15 protein-coding genes are annotated in these 20,554 nt (G+C 55.4%); 5 read left to right on the top strand and 10 right to left on the bottom strand.

Annotated features, from left to right (window positions below; genetic code table 11):
• Positions 1 to 7: 7 nt before the first annotated feature.
• Genes IXC47_RS14310 through IXC47_RS14300 form a run of 3 tightly spaced genes read right to left on the bottom strand, consistent with a single transcriptional unit; the run spans position 8 to position 3,027 of the window.
• On the bottom strand, positions 8 to 325 hold the full coding sequence (locus IXC47_RS14310; protein WP_230089570.1) for a GNAT family N-acetyltransferase: 318 nt from the start codon (positions 323 to 325) through the stop codon (positions 8 to 10).
• Positions 326 to 352: 27 nt separating this feature from the next.
• A complete protein-coding gene (locus IXC47_RS14305) occupies positions 353 to 2,278 on the bottom strand; it encodes a sensor histidine kinase (RefSeq protein ID WP_195876049.1) in 1,926 nt (641 codons plus the stop codon).
• A gap of 53 nt (positions 2,279 to 2,331) precedes the next feature.
• The gene (locus IXC47_RS14300) at positions 2,332 to 3,027 is read right to left on the bottom strand and encodes a response regulator transcription factor (protein ID WP_175626013.1); all 696 of its coding nucleotides are present in this window, start codon (positions 3,025 to 3,027) and stop codon (positions 2,332 to 2,334) included.
• 202 nt (positions 3,028 to 3,229) lie between these two features.
• Here IXC47_RS14300 and IXC47_RS14295 point away from each other — a divergent pair, with 202 nt between their 5' ends.
• The 3 genes from IXC47_RS14295 to IXC47_RS14285 all read left to right on the top strand — a co-directional run bounded on the left by IXC47_RS14295 (position 3,230) and on the right by IXC47_RS14285 (position 10,252).
• Complete coding sequence (locus IXC47_RS14295) at positions 3,230 to 8,014, top strand: beta strand repeat-containing protein (protein ID WP_195876048.1); 4,785 nt, start codon at positions 3,230 to 3,232, stop codon at positions 8,012 to 8,014.
• Positions 8,014 to 9,735, top strand: coding sequence for a ShlB/FhaC/HecB family hemolysin secretion/activation protein (locus tag IXC47_RS14290; RefSeq protein WP_195876047.1), 1,722 nt, complete (start codon positions 8,014 to 8,016; stop codon positions 9,733 to 9,735). Before IXC47_RS14295 ends, IXC47_RS14290 begins: the two co-directional genes overlap by 1 nt.
• An 88-nt stretch (positions 9,736 to 9,823) precedes the next feature.
• Positions 9,824 to 10,252 carry a YybH family protein gene (locus IXC47_RS14285; protein WP_175626010.1) on the top strand — a complete coding sequence of 143 codons (429 nt, stop codon included), beginning with the start codon at positions 9,824 to 9,826 and terminating at the stop codon, positions 10,250 to 10,252.
• 35 nt (positions 10,253 to 10,287) lie between these two features.
• Here IXC47_RS14285 and IXC47_RS14280 read toward each other — a convergent pair whose 3' ends face one another.
• The 4 genes from IXC47_RS14280 to IXC47_RS14265 all read right to left on the bottom strand — a co-directional run bounded on the left by IXC47_RS14280 (position 10,288) and on the right by IXC47_RS14265 (position 13,285).
• The gene (locus tag IXC47_RS14280; protein WP_175626009.1) at positions 10,288 to 10,695 is read right to left on the bottom strand and encodes a lysozyme inhibitor LprI family protein; all 408 of its coding nucleotides are present in this window, start codon (positions 10,693 to 10,695) and stop codon (positions 10,288 to 10,290) included.
• 123 nt (positions 10,696 to 10,818) lie between these two features.
• The gene (locus IXC47_RS14275; protein ID WP_124574014.1) at positions 10,819 to 11,580 is read right to left on the bottom strand and encodes an ABC transporter permease; all 762 of its coding nucleotides are present in this window, start codon (positions 11,578 to 11,580) and stop codon (positions 10,819 to 10,821) included.
• Positions 11,577 to 12,503 carry an ABC transporter ATP-binding protein gene (locus tag IXC47_RS14270; protein WP_195876046.1) on the bottom strand — a complete coding sequence of 309 codons (927 nt, stop codon included), beginning with the start codon at positions 12,501 to 12,503 and terminating at the stop codon, positions 11,577 to 11,579. Before IXC47_RS14270 ends, IXC47_RS14275 begins: the two co-directional genes overlap by 4 nt.
• A 122-nt stretch (positions 12,504 to 12,625) precedes the next feature.
• On the bottom strand, positions 12,626 to 13,285 hold the full coding sequence (locus IXC47_RS14265) for an NAD-dependent epimerase/dehydratase family protein (RefSeq protein WP_195876045.1): 660 nt from the start codon (positions 13,283 to 13,285) through the stop codon (positions 12,626 to 12,628).
• Between the two features lie 211 nt (positions 13,286 to 13,496).
• Here IXC47_RS14265 and IXC47_RS14260 point away from each other — a divergent pair, with 211 nt between their 5' ends.
• The gene (locus IXC47_RS14260) at positions 13,497 to 15,266 is read left to right on the top strand and encodes a sensor domain-containing diguanylate cyclase (protein WP_230089569.1); all 1,770 of its coding nucleotides are present in this window, start codon (positions 13,497 to 13,499) and stop codon (positions 15,264 to 15,266) included.
• Between the two features lie 81 nt (positions 15,267 to 15,347).
• Here IXC47_RS14260 and IXC47_RS14255 read toward each other — a convergent pair whose 3' ends face one another.
• The 3 genes from IXC47_RS14255 to IXC47_RS14245 all read right to left on the bottom strand — a co-directional run bounded on the left by IXC47_RS14255 (position 15,348) and on the right by IXC47_RS14245 (position 18,793).
• A complete protein-coding gene (locus IXC47_RS14255; RefSeq protein WP_175626005.1) occupies positions 15,348 to 16,397 on the bottom strand; it encodes an asparaginase in 1,050 nt (349 codons plus the stop codon).
• Between the two features lie 182 nt (positions 16,398 to 16,579).
• Positions 16,580 to 18,121 carry a cellulose biosynthesis protein BcsG gene (bcsG, locus tag IXC47_RS14250; RefSeq protein WP_175626004.1) on the bottom strand — a complete coding sequence of 514 codons (1,542 nt, stop codon included), beginning with the start codon at positions 18,119 to 18,121 and terminating at the stop codon, positions 16,580 to 16,582.
• Between the two features lie 258 nt (positions 18,122 to 18,379).
• A complete protein-coding gene (locus tag IXC47_RS14245; protein WP_195876043.1) occupies positions 18,380 to 18,793 on the bottom strand; it encodes a hypothetical protein in 414 nt (137 codons plus the stop codon).
• Between the two features lie 305 nt (positions 18,794 to 19,098).
• On the opposite strand from IXC47_RS14245, the gene hemN reads away from it, so the two are divergent.
• Positions 19,099 to 20,553: an oxygen-independent coproporphyrinogen III oxidase gene (gene hemN / locus IXC47_RS14240; RefSeq protein ID WP_195876042.1), complete on the top strand. Its 1,455-nt coding sequence runs from the start codon at positions 19,099 to 19,101 to the stop codon at positions 20,551 to 20,553.
• Position 20,554: the final 1 nt, after the last annotated feature.

The following is a 20,554-nucleotide window of genomic DNA, read 5'->3' as shown; positions in this document are numbered from 1 at the left end:
ACAGTTGTTACGGAAAGCCGATGCTGAAAATGCGTCGGCTTTCTGCTGATACGAGGGCGTGATGTTGCGGGTTCTTGCGCAGGTAGTTGATGAAAAAACCGCAGATAGGGACGATGCGCTTGCCCAGCGTCTGCACATGTTCGATCGCCCTGGCCGCCATGCGTGAGCCATAACCCTGGCCGCCGAGCTCGGGTGACACTTCGGTATGCATGATCATGCATACCTGATCAAAGACGTAATAGTCGATGAAGCCGATCAGACGATCTTCATCCCGCCATTCGTAGCGCTGCAGGATAGTGTCTTCGTTGAAGGGGACCAGTTTCATGCCTGCAGCATAAAGCAAATTACCCGGCTATGCGCCGCGCTGCAAAGGCAGCCATAGCTGGAATAGCGTTCCCGTGGCACTGGAGCGCCAGCTCACCTTGCCATCCAGCGCCTGTGCGCGCCTGTGCTGGTTACGCAAGCCACGTCCATTTGCATGTGCCAGTGCATGCTCTATATCAAAACCGTGGCCATTGTCTTCGATGCTGATGGTGACGCCATCCACGTCGCGTGCAGTCGCCACGCGTATCGCATCGGCGCGTGTGTGGCGCAGGATATTGGCGATACTCTCCTGCACAATGCGCAAGATATGCAGTGCGCTGGATGGATCGAGCCAGCTCATGGTGGGCAATTCCTGTACCTCCCAATGCAGCGCAATACCGGTGCCTTCCAGCCGTGGTTCGAGGCGGAAGCGCAGGGTGGCGAGCAGTAGCAATAGGTCGGCGTCTACTGGTTCCATCGAGTCTATGGTCAGCTTCAGGTCATCCAGACAATCCTTCAGTATTTGTGACACTTGCAGCTCGCTCATGCCACCGCTTTCCATCGAACGGATCGCGCTGATCAGTGAGGAGCCCAGGCCATCATGCATGTCTTGCATCAGGCGTTGACGTTCGTCGCTAATCGTTTGTCGCAGTTCTATTTCACGCAGGCGCTGATGACTCATTTCCAGTTCGGCTTCCCGCTGCTGCAGGCGCAGGGCGAGGCTGGCGTTGACTTCTTCTATTTCATTGATGGCGTTCACATAGCGACGGTACATCAGCACGCCGAACACGGTAAAGCAGACTGCATTCATGTAAGCACCCAGATACCAGCCTTCCGGGCTGATGAAATTATTCTGCAGCAGCCAGTCATCGACACCGAGCAAGGTGCAAATCAGTATGCCGACTGCGATCAGCCGACCTTCGCTTGAAACACGCCACGCATTGATGCCGCCTATCAGACCGGCAGTCGCACCCATAGTCGCTGCGACCACGTAGATGAGCGGCGTGATCTTGGGTGTATTCGGCAACAGGGTAAACAGCGGGAGGGTCAGTATGCCGACCAGCACGGTAGTGGCGACCAGCGCGCGCGTGAGCCATTTCAGCGGCCGTCCATGTAACTGGCGCAGGAAGAAATGCACCGAGGTGACCAGCCAGAACAGCGAGTTGACCGTCAGCCAGGCAAACCAGTCATTCGCTATCGGTATGCTGCTGTAGAAATGCAGTCCGCGCAGGAAGGCGGTGGCTGCCAGTTGGAAGAACAGCAGGTAAGCGATCTCATGCTTTCTTTGCGTCCAGACCAGCAACGCGAAAATGCCGACTGCGAGAAACGCCATGCTCAACATGGCGGGCAATTCCTGCTGCAGCCATAAGCGGACGTGGTAGCGACTGTAGAGAGATTCGGTCGAGCCTATCCATATCGACGACAGCGCGACCTGGCTTTTGGCGCTGTGTTCGAGGCGTATCAGGATCTCGCGCAGTGGCGGGCTGTCGTCGGTTTTGGCGAATTCTATCCAGAGCGGGGTGCGGCTGCTATTCCATAAAGTGCCGTTTTGCTGAGCGCGGTGCACCAGCTGACCATTCGCATAAATCGCGACAGTGCCACCGGTACGGACCCGGGCGGCGTATAGCGCGAGCGGTTTGTCACGGGTGGAGATATCCGGTAGTTGCAGCCTGAACCAGGTAGTCTGGGTTGCGTCGGGAGTACGCATGGTACTGGCCTGGCCCAGCAAGGCGATCGGCAAGGCAAACGGCAGGTCCACGGACTGCCACTCTGCAGGCAAGGTATGGCTATCGAAATTTGCAGGTGTCAGCGGGTCGTATCCGTTACTTTGCTGTACCTGCCATTCAATTTTCTGCGCGTGCAGGTCAACGCTGGAGTCGCTATAGCCACCGAAAGAAAAAGCCCCCACCAACATCAGCAACACCACCGAAAATATCAGCAGCATGGTCGAGATCAGGGATGGCCGTTGACTCATGCTGGCAGTAGTCCGAATTGGAATATCAAATTAAAGGTAGGCATCGGTGGCTACTAACTCGACAACAAGCCCTGGGTCCTGGCCTCATACAGTGCTTCGGCTTTGGATGTGACCTTGAGCTTGCTATAGATACGACGCACAAAAGTGCGTACGGTGAAATGTGACAGCTGCATCAACTTGGCGATTTCCTGCGTGGTGAAGCCTTTGCTGATGAAATCCAGCACTTCGCGTTCACGCGTGGAAAGCAGGGCGGAATTGTCTTCGGCGGGTGCCTGATCTTCGGTACTGACCGGTGCATTGCCGCGGAAACGCGCCAAGATCTGGCGCGCGATGATAGGGCTGATCGGGCTGCCGCCACTGGCGATGCTGCGGATTTCATCGATCATGCGGCTCGGCGAGCTGTCCTTCAACAGGTAACCGGCCGCACCTGATTCTATCGAGCGCATGACGTGCATTTCGTCGCCAAAATTGGTGCTCACCATGATGCTGCAGCTCGGCCACAGCTGTACTGCCGCCTTGATCACATCGATGCCCGAACCGTCAGGCAGGCCGAGGTCGACCAGTAAAACATCCGCCGGGGCGCCTTGCAATAAGGCCAGGCCTTCAGCACGGGTGCCGGCGGAACCGGCCAGGTGCGTATCGGGTGCGTCCTGCACTACCTTGCTTAAGGCCGAGCGAAAGCCGGGATCGTCCTCGACGATGGCGACGTGGATGGGCAGGGGCTCTGAGTTGTTGACGGGTGAATTCATGGGTCAGCCATTTTACGCCCGGTGTTTACAGTTGTGTGTAGCACATTTGCGCTACATACAAAGACCAGCGCACTCCCTATAGTCGTGGCACAAAAAAATACCATACAAGCGCACACAGTCCCGACGGGACGACAGCGCAGTTGGCCTGGCCGCTTGATGACTGAAACAAGCGCCTGTTGTCGTCTTATAGGGAAGAATATAAATGAACCATATCTATCGGCTGGTCTGGAGTGCCTTGGCACAAGCGTGGGTAGCTGTTGCAGAAAATGCAAGAGCGCATGGCAAAGCAACGCGGGCGGGTAGCTTGGCTGCGGCACTGGGAACGATGTTGATTGTGCCATCGGCCTATGCCGCGAATGCTGCCGATGCGACGGTCACACTGGGTAACGGCAGCGTCAGCACGGTAGGAAACACCACCACCATCAAACAGAATTCCCAAAACCTCGCCATCGACTGGGTCGGTTTGTCGACAGCAGCTAACGAAGCGCTGATCTTCAATCAGCCCAATTCTTCAGCCATCGCACTGAACCGCATTACTGGCTCCAGCCCGAGTACCTTACTCGGCAGCCTGACTGCGAATGGGCAAGTCTTCATCCTCAATCCGAATGGCGTGCTGTTTGGCGCAGGCGCGCAAGTCAACGTCGGTGGCCTGGTAGCCTCGGCGCTGGGCATGAGTAACGCGGATCTGGAAGCCGGGCGCATGGTATTTGCGCTGGGTGGCAATACGAACGGTAGCGTCATCAATAAAGGCAAGATTAATGCAGCTGACGGTGGTTACGTCGCGCTGATCGCAGGTACGGTACGTAACGAAGGTGAGATCAATGCGCAGTTGGGTACCGCCTTGCTGGCTGCGGGCAATAAAGTCACGCTGAATATCAATAACGGCAGCCTGCTCGGTTACAGCATAGACCAGGGCGCGCTGAATGCTTTAGCTGAGAACAAGCAGCTGATACAGGCAAACGGTGGTCAGGTTTTAATGTCTGCCAAGGCCCTGAATAATCTGACCACCGCAGTCGTCAATAACAGCGGCCTGATAGAAGCAAAGACGCTGGAGAACCGCAACGGTCGCATCATGCTGATGGGCGATATGGATGTCGGTACCGTCAATGTTGCAGGCACGCTGGATGCGAGTGCACCAACGACAGGTGACGGCGGTTTCATAGAAACCAGTGCCGCCCATGTCAAAATCGCTGACGATGCACTCATCACCACCAAGGCCGGCAATGGCAACAGCGGCACCTGGCTAATCGATCCGGTTGACTTCACAGTAGCTGCCAACGGTGGCGACATCACCGGCAAGACGCTCTCGACGCAGCTCGCCAATAACGGCCTGGTCACCATTATGAATACGCAGGGGGCGAGCGGCACGGCCGGCGATATCAATGTCAATGATGCGGTCAGCTGGAGCAGCAATAGCGTTCTGGAACTGATCGCGCAGCGTAACATCAACTTCAATGCTGCCGTGACTGCTACCGGCAACACCGCTGGTTTGAAATTGACGTATGCCGGTGACTACAAGGTCAAAGCACCGATCACTTTGAGCGGCAGCAACTCCACGCTGAATATCAATGGCAATAATTACACCCTGATCCGCAGCATGTCGCAGCTGGATCTGCTGGATGGCTATAACGCGGTGACGAATACCGGGACGGTACGTCAGCTCAGCGGCTACTACGCGCTGGCACAAGACCTGGATGCAGCCGGTACGACCTATACCAGGAGTTTGCTGGGCAGTACCAGCAGTACAACCTTCCTTGGCACCTTTGCCGGCATGGGACACACCATCAGCAACCTCACTATCAATGGGACAGGTGGCGCAGGTTTGTTTGCGTTAATAGGCGCGGGGTCCGTGGTGCGTGACCTGGGTATGGTAGGCGGCAATATTTATGGGGCAAACGGCGATGTCGGCGCGATCGCCGGGCGCAACACTGGCGGCACCATCGATAATGTCTATGCCACTGGAGTGACGGTAGGCGGAACGACGCGCATAGGCGGCCTGCTGGGTTACCTGAACGGTGGCACGCTCAGCAATTCATACGCCAATGTGACTGTCGCCAGTGGCAATAGCAGCAGCGGTGGGCTGGTGGGTACCAATAGCGGCAGCATATCCAATTCTTATGCCGAGGGCGAGGTAAACGGCGCCGGGCTGGTCGGTGGTCTGGTTGGCACCAATAATGCAGGCGCGTCGATTACCCAATCCTATGCGAGCGGCAATGTCATCGGTAGTTTTGGCGGCAGTCGTGCCGGTGGATTGGTCGGCTTGAATTCCGGCTCTATCAGCTACGCGTATGCAACCGGTGCGGTGTCGGCGGATAGTCTGGCAGGCGGGCTGGTAGCGTGGAACTACCCTGGCGGATCAATCAGCAATGCATACGCCAGCGGCAATGTCACACTTGTTGCCAATCCGGCTCTTTCCGGTACCTATGCCGGCGGTTTGGTAGGTTTTGATAGCGCACCGACTAACAATGCAGTCTGGGATAGCGGTAGCTCTGGGCAGGTTGCTTATGCAGCGCCTAACGGTAGTGCCACTAATACTACTGAAGTCACTTCAGCCAACCGCTACCAGCACAGTGCTTATAACGTGCTGGGCACATGGCGTGAAACCGCGGCCGGTTCTGGCGTCTGGGTAGCCTATGACGGCAGCAACAATCCGCAATGGGTGATGGTCGAAGGCTCGACCCGTCCCTTCCTCTACAGCGAATGGTCGACCACGGTAGGCAACGCACATCAGTTGCAACTGATGGCCGCGAATCTTTCGGCAAATTACACCCTCGCTAAAAACATAGACCTCAGTACTGCGACCGGTAGCAATGCCAGTGGCATGTGGAGTACGGCTGGTTTTGCGTCCATCGGAAATTCGCAGGCCGCTTTCAGTGGAACGCTGGACGGGAAAAATCACAAGATCAGCAATTTGCGCATCATAAAACCTACGTCTGATAACGTCGGCATGTTTGGTGTGACGGCAATCGGCAGCAAGGTACAGAATGTCAGCCTGGTGTCCGCTGCTATCAGCGGGCAGGACCAGGTTGGTGGCTTGATCGGATATAACCGGGGCGAAGTAAGCAATGTTTCGGTGCAAGGGCAGGTTACAGGAGGAATAAGCGTCGGTGGCCTGGCCGGCCTCAACATGGGTACCATCAATGCCGCTTATGGCAACGTGACAGTTAGTTCACTGGCGGGCTTTGTTGGAGGTCTGGTGGGAGCTAATGGGGGAAGGATCAGCAATTCATATGCCGATGGCATTGTGAGCGGTGATCGGGATGTGGGTGGCCTGGTTGGCAGTAACTATACAGATGGCATTATCGACGGTAGCTATGCGGCAGGTCAGGTAAGCGTCTATCAAGGAGGCGGTGGCCTGGCCGGATCGAACAGGGGCAGCATTTCGAACAGCTATGCCGTAGCAAGTGTCAACGGTGTGGCTGTTACGGGTGGTCTGGTCGGGGTGAATGACGGCACCATTTCGAATAGCTATGCTAACGGCGCTGTGGCGGCTGGAGCTGCGACAGGTGGTTTCATCGGCATCAACAATGGCACCGTCAACAACTCGTTCTGGAATAGCGACACGAACAGCACAGGTGTGGTAGTAGGAACTAACAATGGCTTGACAGGCATCAGCAGCGCCCAGGCACAGCAGGCATCCACCTTCGTGAATGCCGGTTGGGACATGGGCACAACTGGCGGTAGCTCAACCATTTGGCGTATCTATGACGGTCTGAGCGGACCTTTGCTGCGTTCTTTCCTTACACCTATTACGGTCAGCGCTACCACTCTCAGCAAGACTTACGACGGCAGCGCAACTACCGCCAGCAGTTACACTCCCATCGCCGGAGTGACCCTCAACGGCAGCCTGGTTTTCACCAGCTCGAAAAATGCCGGCAGCTATAGCAGCAGCGCCGGTACCTTGCAGCAAGGCGGTTTGTATTCGACCCAGCAGGGTTACGACATCAGCTACGCCGATGCCAGCCTGACCATTAATAAAGCGAACCTGACCGTCACCGCGGGTAGTGCAAGCAAAACCTATGACGGCACTACCACCGCATCCGGCACGATAAACGTGGGCACATTGGCCGGTGCCGGTGATCTGGTTAATTCCGGTGGGTCGCTGGCTTTTGACGATAAAAATGCAGGCAACGGCAAGACCGTCATCGCCAGCGGCGTCACCATCAAGGATGGCGCCAACAATGATGTCACCGATAACTACAACATCAGCTACGTCAACAACAGCACCGGTTCCATCGCGCAAGCGAACCTTACCCTGCATGTGACGGACGTCACCAAAACCTACGATGGCACGAACAATGCAGTGGCGGCACTGGCAGTGCAGAGCGGGCAATTGTACGGTCAAGATGAAGTGACGGCCAGCGGCTTTAGTTTCAACAACAAGGATGCCGGCAATAACAAAACGGTGAGCGCGTCCGGCGTCACAGTGAACGACGGCAATAACGGCAACAACTACAACGTGACGGTAGTCGACAGCAGCAATAGCACGATCAACCGCGCCGCGCTCACGGTGACGGCGAACGATGCCAGCAAATTGTTTAACAACCTGGCTTACGTTGGCGGCAACGGTGTGACACTGAACGGGCTGGTACATGGTGAAACCATAGCCGATCTTCAAGGCGCGTTGACTTATGGTGGCAGTGCGCAAGGTGCGACCGGCGCCGGCAGCTACATCATCTCGGCCAACGGATTAAGCAGTTCCAACTACGCAGTCACTTTTGTTGACGGTGCGCTCGTCATACGTCCGGTCGTATCCGCTCCGAGCGGCGCTGTTCCTGGTGAACTGCTTGCAGCCTACAACACGGCCATACGTAACAACAGCAATGATCTGCCTCAGGGTACAGACGGCAAGGACGAGGACTTGCAAATCGCAGCCATCACGCCACCCAAACCGAATGCTGCAGATCCTTCGCAAGCTACGCCGCGCCTGAGCATTTCTGCGTGCGGCATGACCTTGCCGCCGGCCGCGAACAATGGCGGTTGCTGATGACTACTTTATTCAAGTTCAGGTTTCCCATGTATAGCCATATCCGTAGCAAGAAAGCGCCGTTCCTGTGTGCGCTGACATTGACACTGCTGCATAGCGCAAACAGCGCCGCGCAAATGCTGCCGAATGCCGGCCAGATCCTGCGCGAGTTGCAGCAACAACCCGAGCTGACCGCACCCAAAGCCGGGCCGACGCTGGAAGTGGAAGAACGGGCCCTGAATGCAAGTACCGACCAGGGCAGCAGTTTCGTCCTGAAAACAATCGCGATCACCGGCAACACGACATTTACGCAAGCGGAGCTGCATGCATTGGTAAGTGAGCTGGAAGGTGGCACCCGCAGCCTGAAAGATTTGAACCTTGCGGCTGAACGCATTACTTCGTACTACCGCGAGCAAGGTTACCCGGTGGCGCGTGCGTATTTGCCAGCGCAGGAAATCAAGGATGGTGCGGTAACGATAGCAGTCGTAGAAGGACGCATTGCCGCGCAACAGCTGAATAACAAATCACGCCTGTCCGATGAACGCGCGGCGGCCTATCTGGAGCGCTCCGGCAAAGGTGGCGTGATACGTAGCGACAGCATAGATCGTGGCTTGTTGCTGCTCAACGATACGCCTGGTGTAACGAATGCGCGCGCAACGCTGCAACCGGGTGCCAGCGTCGGCACTTCCGATCTGGTGGTGCAATTGGAGCCGGGCGCAGTCTACAGTGGCAACATCGATTTTGATAACTACGGTAATCGTTATGTCGGCGCTTATCGCCTCGGCGGGACGCTGAATATCAACAGCCCCTTGCAGATAGGCGATGTGTTAACTGCCAATGTGCTGACCAGCGGCAGCGGCCTCAACTACGGTCGCGTGGCTTATCAGTTGCCACTGGGTAGCGATGGTTTGCGCGTGGGTGCGGCTTATTTTGAAACACATTACGAACTGGCGAAGGAATTCAAAATGCTGAACGCGCACGGTAGCGCCAGCAGCGCTAGCGTGTTCGCGACTTATCCATTCATACGCAGCCAGTTCAGCAACCTGAACGGTACCCTGAGCTGGGAGCAAAAGAAGTTAAGCGATAGCGTGGATGCGACCGCTACCGTTACCGACAAGAGCGCCAGACTGGTGACGGCTGGTATCTTCGGTACGCGCCAGGATGCATGGGGTGGCGGTGGTATCAATAGCCTGAGTTTGTCTGCGATATTCGGCCAGCTTGATATCAAATCGCCGTCGGCACTGGTCATCGACAATGCGTCGGCCAAAACCAACGGCAATTACGCGCGCTGGTCATACAACCTGGCACGCCTGCAACGCATTACAGATAGCAATAATGTGTATGTATCCGTCTCCGGACAGGAAGCCAGCAAGAATCTGGATTCATCCGAGAAGTTTGCACTGGGTGGTGCCACCGGCGTCCGTGCATATCCGCAAGGTGAGGGTATAGGGGACGAGGGCGTGCTGGCGACCATCGAGTGGCGTCATAGCTTCACACCCGCTTTGCAAGGCACGCTGTTCTACGATACCGGCTCGGTCAAGATCAACCACACACCGTTCGGCACAGCTGCATCGAATACGCGTACCTTGTCCGGCGCCGGTTTCGGTGTGAACGCTTTTTATGCGAATGTGCAAATCAAGGCCTCACTGGCCTGGCGTACCTATGGCGGCGCGCCAACCTCGGTACCGGAGTGGAGCAGCCGTGGCCCGACTGCATGGTTGCAGGCCAGCCTGGGCTTTTAATACGGTGGAAATGCCGGTCGGCATCTAGTGACAAAACGGAGAGCGGCAAGTACCCTGTACTTGCCGTTTATTTTTTCCGGGAATGATGATGCCGAACACAAGCAATGATTTGAGCGCACGTACGCGTCAACCTGATGACGTCAGCCGTGTGCTGGTGCAGGCGCTGGAGACAGGTGATATCGAAACCTCGCTGGCGGTGTATGAGCCGAGTGCCGTACTGTTTTCCAAATCAGGTCGTACCATGACAGGGCTAGCTGAAATACGTAAAAACAATGCCGCGCTGATTGCACTAAAGCCGAAGTTCGAGATTGCCTTCATCAAATTCACGCTGAGTGGCGATGGCACATTGGCGACCAATCGCATGAAAGCGGATCTGTCGTGGAAGGATGCGGAAGGGAAGTTGGTGCAGGCCAGCGTGGACACACTGGAAGTCTTGCGCAAGCAGGAGGACGGCTCGTGGCGTTACATCATAGACGACCCGTATGGCAGTATGCGAGCCAACCTGAAAGAACGTTGATCGTGTTCAGGCCAGCCCGCCAGGTATAACGATGATTATGATTTAGCCTTGCTGCGACGGCTCAGGAAACGCTCGAGGTCCGAAGTGCGTTGTTCTGCGTGCAGGCGGGTGCAGCTGTAGTATTCGATATCTTTCAGGATGCTGCCCTTGTTGTAGATGCTGATGGTTTTGCAATCCTGCTCTACGAACTGGCTCCAGTCCTTTTGCGCGATACGCAATTGTTTCTTGGTCGCGGTGTAAGGAATGCCTTCCTGGTCCTGGTTAGGGATTTGTTTCAGCAATGCCTTGTAGACGGTATCCAGCTTCTCTTGCGCCTTTTGGCTCGCTTCCTTGGCGCAGGCTGTCATTTCTTGCGGTGTGCCTTTGGAGAGACAAGGATCAACTTGTTGTGCAAAAGCGGTTACCGGGAGCAAGGTCAAAAAAGCCAGTGTAATTTTATTCATCGTATCCCTGTCGAAAAGAAGTTGGTGCGTATATGTAGCTAGGTGTCGCGGACTCTAGGTCTGTAGATTACCGCGACAGCTTGCTTGATATTTTGATTAACGTCAATAAAACTGCTGCCCGGATCAGGTTTTCAGGCGATAACCGGTCTTGAAGATATACCAGACCGCTGCCATACAGGCGCTCAGGAATACCAGCGTCATCACGATGCTGACTGCCACACTGACATCCGATACGCCGTAAAAACTCCAGCGGAAGCCACTGATCAGGTACACCACCGGATTCACCAGCGCGATCTTTTGCCAGACATCCGGCAACATGCTGATCGAGTAAAAGCTGCCGCCGAGGAAGGCCAGCGGTGTGACGATTAGCATAGGAATGATTTGCAGCTTCTCAAAGCCGGTCGCCCAGATGCCGATGATGAAGCCAAACATGCTGAAAGTGACCGAAGTCAGGATCAGGAAGGTAATCATCCACAACGGATGTGCGATTTCAAAGCTGACAAACAGGCGCGCCGTGACCAGTATCAGTACGCCGAGGATGATGGACTTGGTCGCCGCTGCGCCGACATAGCCGATTACAATCTCAACATAGGACACCGGTGCCGACAAGATCTCGTAGATAGTGCCGGCGTACTTGGGCATGAAGATACCGAACGACGCATTGGAAATACTCTCCGTCATCAGAGCCATCATGATCAGGCCCGGTACGATGAAGGCACCGTAGCTGACGCCGTTGACTTCAACCATGCGCGAACCGATGGCCGCGCCGAATACGACGAAGTAGAGCGAAGTGGAGATAACCGGCGACGCGATGCTTTGCATCAGGGTGCGCCAGGTGCGCGCCAGTTCGAATTTATAGATGGCGCGGATTGCGTAGATATTCATGCTGGCGCCTTTACCAAATTAACGAAGATTTCTTCCAGCGAGCTCTGGCTGGATTGCAGGTCCTTGAAGTCAATGCCGTGTTCGCCCAGCTTCTTCAGCAATTCGGCGATACCGGTTTGCTCACTCTGCGCATCGAAGGTGTAGACCAGCTCATTGCCATCGGTGGACAGTTCCAGCTGCCAGTTCGACAGCTCGGACGGTATGGTTTGCAGCGGTTGTTGCAGGTGTAAACGCAACTGCTTCTTGCCTAGTTGCGCCATCAGCGCGGCCTTGTCTTCGACCAGGATCAGCTCGCCTTTGCGGATCACGCCGATACGGTCCGCCATTTCCTCGGCTTCTTCAATATAGTGGGTGGTGAGGATGATGGTCACACCACTTTCGCGCAGGCCACGCACCATTTCCCACATGTCGCGGCGCAATTCAACGTCGACACCGGCAGTCGGTTCATCGAGGAACAGGATTTGCGGTTCATGCGACAGTGCCTTGGCGATCATCACGCGACGCTTCATGCCGCCCGACAGTGCAAAGATCTTGGAATCACGTTTGTCCCACAGCGACAGCGAACGCAGGACTTTCTCTATATGGGCATGGTCTTTCGGTTTGCCGAAAATGCCACGGCTGAAATTAACAGTGGCCCAGACGGTTTCAAATGCATCGGTCGACAGTTCCTGCGGTACCAGACCTATCTTGGTACGTGCGGCGCGGTAATCCTGCACGATGTCATGGCCATCGGCCAGCACGGTACCGCTACTCGGATTGACGATGCCGCAGATGATGCTGATCAGCGTGGTTTTGCCGGCGCCGTTCGGGCCGAGCAGCGCGAAGATTTCGCCGCGCCGGATTTCGAGGTCTATGCCCTTGAGTGCCTGGAAGCCGGACGCATACTGCTTGGTCAGGCCCTGGACGGAAATGATGGATTGCAAACTGCCTCCGTAATAGTGAACGGCGGCGCCAGGCGGGATACGCGGGCGCTGTCGTTTTGAATGTGTGTTGCTGATGCTGCGGTTGGCTGCAAATATACCGCTGCAAACTGACTAGTGCGTCATTATCGCAGTGTCACGATATCTTTGCTTTCGAGCAGTTTTTTATCGCTGCCGCGCCGGGCGACGATGAGCATGGCCTTGCCGACCTGTTCAGTGGTGGTGATTTGATGCGGGAAGATGGCGCGGAAGATGGGGAAGAGTGGCGCAGCCAGCGTGTAAAAGAACTGATAAAGCCGGGTTTTGGAGCGCACGCCGTGTAGCGGCTGGATGATACCGGGACGGAACATATAAGCGCGCAAGGGCAGGCGCAGCAGTGCGTTTTCTGTTTTGCCTTTGACCCGTGCCCACATGACCGCACCTTTTTCCGTGCTGTCGGTACCGGCACCGGAGACATACGTAAACACCATATTCGGATTCAGTCGGGCCAGTACCTGGGCGGCTGCCAGGGTCATGTCGTAGCTGATGCGGGCATAGTCAGCTTCTTTCATGCCGACAGAAGATACTCCAAGGCAATAAAAACAAGCGTCTACACCTGTTAATTCGGATTCGATGTTGCTGTAATCGTACAGATCGGTATGGATGATTTCACGCAGTTTCGGATGCTGTATTCCAGTCGGCCTACGTCCGAGACTGAGCACCTGCGTCACTTCCGGATCAAGCAAAGATTCACGCAGCACACCTTGTCCGACCATGCCGGTCGCGCCAAAAATCAGTACTTTCATTTATTCCCCCGAATTCTTTCCCGATGGTATTTATTATCTGTGGCAATAGGTAGATACTTGTGTGTACGCAATACTCTTTTGCTAAAGATCCTTTACTAAAGACCGCTATTAAATAGGTACGGTTTTCTGATACGCAAGATGAATAGGGCCCCAGCGGCATGACATGTGTATGTTAGTGACTAAACGGATCTTATTATTAGTGACCCTGGTCATGCTCGCATGCGCCGGATGGGCACATGCCGGTACGATTGCGCTGGAGCCCGGACGCCACAGCTACCTGGTGCACGATGTCGTCGATGTGGTGGAAGATCCGCACGCCCAACTGAACTTTGCCGATATCAGTAAAGGCAATGTTGCCTTCAAGGAATATCACACCGGGGTATTCAGTTTCGGTTTCACCAAATCGGCTTACTGGTTCCGCTTCGAAGTCGATAATCCGTCAGCGCAGGCACGCAATATGATGCTGGTCTTGCGTACCGCCTGGCTCGACGACATCAGCGTATACATACCGGAAGCTGCGGGCGGCTATCAGGTGGTACAGCTTGGGGACAGCTTGCCCTTCGCTGAGCGACTGCATCCGAATCCGCAGTTCCTGGCAGACCTGCAAGTGCAGCCTGGCAAGCAAACCTATTACCTGCGCATCCGCAGTACCCAGGCTTTGCTGTCGCCGATAGAGCTGTGGGACGCACAGGCTTTCCATGACAATGACCGTTTACTGCTCGGTTACTTCGGCATGTTCTACGGTGTGGTTTTGGTCATGCTGTTGTACAACGCCTTCATCTGGATTTCGACCTGGGATCGCAGTTACCTGTATTACTGCCTGTACCTGGCGGCGTTCTTCATCATGAATTTTTCGTATAACGGCTTTTCTTTCCAGTACTTGTGGCCGGATGCACCGCGCTGGGCAAACTGGACCTACACCAGCTGGGTGTTCCTGTACCAATTGATGGCCATCATCTTTGCGATGGTGTTCCTGGAAACGGCCAAGCGCCTGCCGCGCATGCATCGCGTGCTGTGCCTGTTCCTGTATGCGATGGTGGCCGCATGGTTGCTCACCCTGGCTTTTGCCGACCCGGTCGTGCATAACGCGACCGGTGTGTACTTCGTATTCCTGTATTCGCCTTTGACTGCGGTGGCAGGCTTCCTGGTATGGCGTTCAGGCTTTCCTGCCGCACGTTTCTTTGTCATTGCGTCTATGGGTAACCTGGTCGGCGCGTTTATCACAGCAATGACGGTCAGCGGTTTCATGCCGTACAGCTTTATCAGTTTCCACGCGGTGGAGTTCGGCATCTTGCTGGACGTGATCCTGCTGTCGCTGGCGCTGGCGGACCGTATCAAATTCCTGCGCCTGCAAAATGAAGTCGCAGAAAAAGCCATCATCGAACAAAAACTGGAATCCAATGCCTTGTTGCAGCAGGCCAAGGATGACCTCGAGCGTATCGTTTCGGAGCGCACAGCCGAGCTATGCAAGGCGCGGGATGAGGCAGAACGCCTGTCGCGGATAGATGCGCTGACTGGTGCTTACAACCGCAGGTACTTCAATGAAGTGGCGACACTTGAGTTTGCCAAGGTGCGGCGTAATCATCATCCCTTGTCCATGATTTCCTTCGATATCGATATGTTCAAGCTGATCAATGACAACTACGGGCATGCGGCAGGCGATGAAGTAATCAAGGCCGCCGCCAGCGTCAGCAAGAATGCGGTACGCGAGATTGATTTTGTCGCCCGGATAGGGGGCGAAGAGTTCGCCATCCTGCTGCCGGGATCAACTCTCGAGCAGGCTGCGGCGACTGCCGAACGCTTGCGCGAACTGGTAAACACGACCGAAATCTATTACCAGGGCAAAAAACTGGCGTTCACTGCCAGCTTTGGCGTCGCCCAGCTCAAGGATAGTGACCAGAGCTTCGAAGCGCTGCTGCAGAGCGCGGATGAAATGATGTATAGGGCGAAGAACCTGGGACGCAACCGGGTGGCAGCCTGAACTGTCCTCTATGAGCAATAAAAAACGCCCGGTAGTTGCCGGGCGTTTTTACTCTACAGACTGCTTATTCAGACGCCGGGATTAACGGTCGAAAACTTCCTGCAGGCCTTTTTGTGTGCTGATGCCATGTTGCAGCGCCAGCATCAGCAGTATGCGTGCCTTCGCCGGTTTCAAATCATCCGCCATCACTGCGCCAGCCTCGAACGAGGTCTTGCCGCCACCCTGGAAGCCGTAGCTAGGCAGCACGCGGCCGTTATGGACGCGGGTCGACACCACGACGGCGACGTTTTTCGAGATCGCATACTTCACTGCTTCCAGCATGGCGACGTTCATATTGCCCATGCCCAGTGCCTGTACCACGATGCCGCGCACGCCGCGATCAACCGCGTTGCGCAAGGCTGCGCCATCGGCACCACCGTACATCGCAATGATTTCAACTTCCGGCATTTTGTCAGTGCGGATAGGGATATGCATGCGACGTAGCTGGGTGTAGGAGAAGGTCACGCGATCCGGATAGACTTCACCGAGGAAGCCATAGTCGCCGGACTTGAAGGTTTCAACGTTGGCGGTATGCGTCTTGGTGACGTAGCGAGCGGCATTGATCTGGTTATTCATGGCCAGCATTGCGCCTTTGTCCTTGGCTTGCGGATCAACTGCGATGCGCACCGCATTCAGCAGGTTGCGTGGGCCGTCAAAGTCGGACACCGACGCGTTGCGCTGCGCGCCGATCAGCACGATAGGCTTGTTCGACTTGACCGTCAGGTCCAGCCAGTAAGCGGTTTCTTCCAGCGTATCGGTGCCGTGCGACACGATTACGCCGGAGACATCGCTGCGATCCAGCGCGGTTTGTACCGCCTTGGTCAGGCCAATCCAGCGTGGCGGATCCATATAGTCGGACGGCACGTTCGACAGATTGTTGACTTCGATGGTCGCGTACTTGGCGACATCCGGTACGGTCGCCAGCAAATCATCACCGGAAATGGCGGGGACCGGTGCATTCTTGACCGGGTCTATCTTCATCGCAATCGTGCCGCCGGTAGCGATGAATTGCACGACGGGCTTGTTTTGCGCGAACGCAGGCAGGGCAGCCAGGAATAGCAGGCTAATTGCGGTTTTCTTGAATGTATTCATCTGTCTCTTGCTCCATTATTTTTAGTGTTAGCCTCATCCAACGACCTTTAATGACGTTGCCATCATTACTTGCTTATGAAAATCCAAGCCCTTCATTAATACCATAATCTGACATATCAGAAACTCCCGTCGCGTTGAAAAATGCAGAAATATTTTGTGTGCTGACGCGACATCTTCGAAGCTCAGTTGCTGTCGTATTTAATCCAGAGGTCTTCTGCCGAGCGCATCACGTAGCCATCGTTGCGGCGCATGATGACGATGTTTTCATTCTCGCTGACGAAGCTGGTTTCCGGTAGCAGCGCCAGGCGTTCAGCCCATGATTTGCCGGTTTGTTGGTACGGATTATCCGCCATCAGGTCGGCCAGCAAGCTGAATAAGCCGAAGTAGCTGATAGGGTGCTTCACTTCCAGCGGCGGCCCTGCTTCCTTGTCGCGTTGCAGCCCGACCAGTTTGATGGCGACTGGTACCAGCGTCAGCCTGGGGCTGGGTATCTCACGTACTCCGGCCGCCTGCAGCGTATCGCCACGCATCGCTACACCGTGCGCCGGGATTAAGATGACGACGGTAGGGCGGCCGCTATGTTCGACTTGTTCGATAAAGTGTTCAAAGTCCTGCAGCAGCTTATCCAGCCGCGGCTTGTAACTTTGTACGCTGTTGACAGGACGGGCGTGGTCTATAGTGGTGCCGTCGTGCAGGGTGATGCTGTTGTAGTACAGCGCAACCGGCTTGGTGCCAGGATGCGCATGGTGCTTGCTCCACCATTTGGATAGCACCGAAAAATCGTCATAGACCGGGGTGCCATCGAAGCCGTGCATGGTGACTGCGCCCCACTTGCCTTCAAGCGCGCGGGTACCGGCATAGGCGCTGAGGGTAGTGCCGAAATCGTTGTAACGGCCGTTGTGATTCATCACTGCGGCGGTGTCGTAACCAGCCTGTTTCAAGCCGGGGAAGAGCGCGCATCCGGGGGCTGCCGCTTCAGCCAGCACGCTATCGCTGGTTTGGCCACAGCTACCGCGCATCAGGCGCTTGGCCGCTGGCGTGCTATGGCTGGTCACGGAGTTGAAATTGAGCATTACCGCATCGAAGCGATTCAGGAATTTGGGATACGGTGCATCGACAAATGCCAGGTCATCCCAGCTCAGTTCGCCCGGCTGCAGGATCACGATATCGAACGGGTGTTTGGCGTGGGCGATGGACGGCAGGCTGAGTTGGCGGCTTTTTTCTGCAGTATAGAAGTTCTGCAACATGACAGTCGGGTCGCGCTCGCTGCCTTTTTCAGCGCTACCGGCCACGACCTCGATATTCGGGTTGGGCAAGCCGAAGTGCGCTAGTACAGGAATGCACAGGATGCCGACAAAGACGAAGCTGCTGAAGCGCAAACGGTTGGCCAGCAACGCATACAGGGCCACCATCGCTGCAAAGATGAGGACATACCAAAGATTGATAAAGCGGGCCAGCAATTCCAGCAGGTAGTCAAAACTGTAGCTGCTCATGCGCGCAAGCTCTGCCAGCAGGCGTGCTGGTGGGGGCAGGCTGGATTCGTAATACAGCAGGGCGACGGCAGCGATGACGGCGATGCTTTGCTGGGCGATGCGCCAGCGCGGATGACGGAAGCTGAAGGTGACAAAAATCGCGAGCAGGAGATTCAGGAACCAGTTGAATTTAATCGCGTGGTTGAAATACAAGGCGAACTTGGCAAAAAAGTACAAGCTCCAGTATTGCATCTCAGGGCCCTGACTTGGATAGGTTGAATTGTGCTTAGCTAAAGGCGCGAAATCCAGGTGCTGCCAAAATCAGTCTAACTACTGCTGAAGCCGCGGGTGATGCAAGGCTCCGCTTAAAGAGTATATTTTTTATCAACTTTCGTTAGCATACCCTTAGTTGCGCTGCTGGTGGAAGTATTTGCAAATTGATATTTGCATGCGCAACGCGGCTTCTATATAGAAGCCGCGTTGGACGGGAGGGAAGCTGGCGGGAGTAGTTCAGGCAGCGTAGCGCTGCTGGTTTTCGGTCTTTTGCGGTGCTGGTGCGGCGTTGTCGGCATCTGTCGACAAACGCAGTTCTTGCGCTGCTGCCGGTTTGGATGCAAGGACGAAGGTGCGCAGCAGCCATTCACGTAACGAACGCTGGTTCTTCACATCCAGGCGGGCGGCGAGTAGATGGAGTGGATCGGGGACTTGTTGCAGCGTCAGGTTGACCGCTTTCTTTGGACGGATGAAAACACGCAGCAACCACAAGCCTGCATCATGCGGCCGCTCGACGCCCAATTGCGTTGCCAGCCAATGCGTCATGCGACGCGCACGACTTGCCAGCAGCGGATGAATCACACGCAAAGTGCCGTCGTCGTTGTTGACGGCGATGGGCTTGATGGAGAGAGGGCGGTGATTGGGTTTCATATCATTCTTTCCGTGGTCGATATGTTTACGGCTGTTACTGGCCTGCTTTCACCTTAGCAAAGCGTTTTGGCACTCACGAGTAAACGTTTGTTAATACGGGTGCAGAGTTGTGCAAAGCTAAACTTAACTTGTGTATTCAATAATGATCTCGGTCTTTGCGCGTGGTTTTCAGTACACGCCTGACTACCGCGCATGCCTCTCTATCGTTTTTGATATATGTCAAAGCGACTACGTCTGACCCTGCTTACACTCTGAACTCATCTGGATGCATCCATGTCGGACGCGCCCGGCAACAGGAGTGAGGTATGGAAGGAACGGTAGGATCGGCAGCACTGCTACCCGTAACGCAAACGGTGGAATTCGATACTGCGCTGATCAGGAAACTGAGCCAGCTCGGGCCGCGCTATACCTCGTATCCGACCGCAGACAGGTTCAATGCCGAGTTCGGTTACCGCGATTACCTGCAGGCGGTGACCGGTGCCACCGCGCGCGGCAATATGCATCCGTTGTCGCTCTACATCCATATCCCGTTTTGTGAATCGATTTGCTACTACTGTGGTTGCAACAAGATAGTCACCAAGGACAGGAGCAAGGCCGCCAACTACCTGATCTACCTGAAACGCGAAATTGAAATGCAAGGCAAGCTGCTGGCAGGTGCCAACCAGGTCGAGCAACTGCATTTCGGTGGCGGTACACCGACCTACCTCAGCGATGCGCAGATGGGCGAGCTGATGCAACACCTGCGTCGCTGGTTCAACTTTGCGCCGGATGCTGAGGGCGAATACTCGATAGAGGTCGATCCGCGTACTGTCACGCCAGAGCGCGTGCACAGCCTGCGGCGCCAGGGTTTCAATCGCATTAGCCTAGGCGTGCAGGACTTCGACGCTGAAGTGCAGAAGGCGGTGAACCGCATCCAGCCGGAAAGTGAAACCGTCGCGATTATCGATGCTGCGCGCGCTGCCGGTTTCCGCTCGGTCAGCGTAGACCTGATCTACGGCCTGCCGAAACAAAACCTGCAGACGATGGAGCAGACGCTGGAGAAGGTGATTGCAGCCGATCCGGATCGTATCGCCATCTACAACTATGCGCATATGCCGCATCTGTTCAAGCCGCAACGACGGATCGCGGAAGCCGACCTGCCATCCGCCGAAACCAAGCTGGACATGCTGGCGCTGTGTATCAAGCGCCTGAATGATGCGGGCTACATCTATATAGGCATGGATCACTTTGCCAAACCGACTGACGATCTCGCAATCGCGCAGCGTCAGGGCAGGTTGCATCGCAACTTCCAGGGTTACTCGACGCATGTCGGTGCGGATCTGGTTTCCTGCGGCGTCTCCGCCATCAGTGCGATTGGTGCGACCTACAGCCAGAATGTCAAAACGCTGGATGAATATTACGAACACATAGAGCAAAACGAGCTGCCGATCGCACGCGGCATCAAGCTGAATATGGATGATTTGCTCAGACGCATCATCATCCAGATGCTGATGTGTAATTTCGAACTGTCGATTGCATCGATAGAGCTGGCGTACCCGATCACCTTCAACAGCTACTTCGCGACGGAGTTGCTGAAGCTGCGTGAGCTGGAGCAGAGTGGCTTGCTCACCATAGACGAAGAGTGGATCACGGTCACGCCGAAAGGTCGGCTCCTGATACGCAATATCTGCATGGTGTTTGATCGCTACCTGGCTTCTGCGCAGGCCGCAAAAGCTGACGATGGCGCGACGCAACCATTGCGTTACTCGAAAACGATTTAAA

The organism is Herminiimonas contaminans, assembly GCF_015645465.1.
Taxonomy (GTDB): Bacteria; Pseudomonadota; Gammaproteobacteria; order Burkholderiales; family Burkholderiaceae_D; genus Oxalicibacterium; species Oxalicibacterium contaminans.
This window is presented reverse-complemented; position numbering and strand designations above follow the sequence as displayed.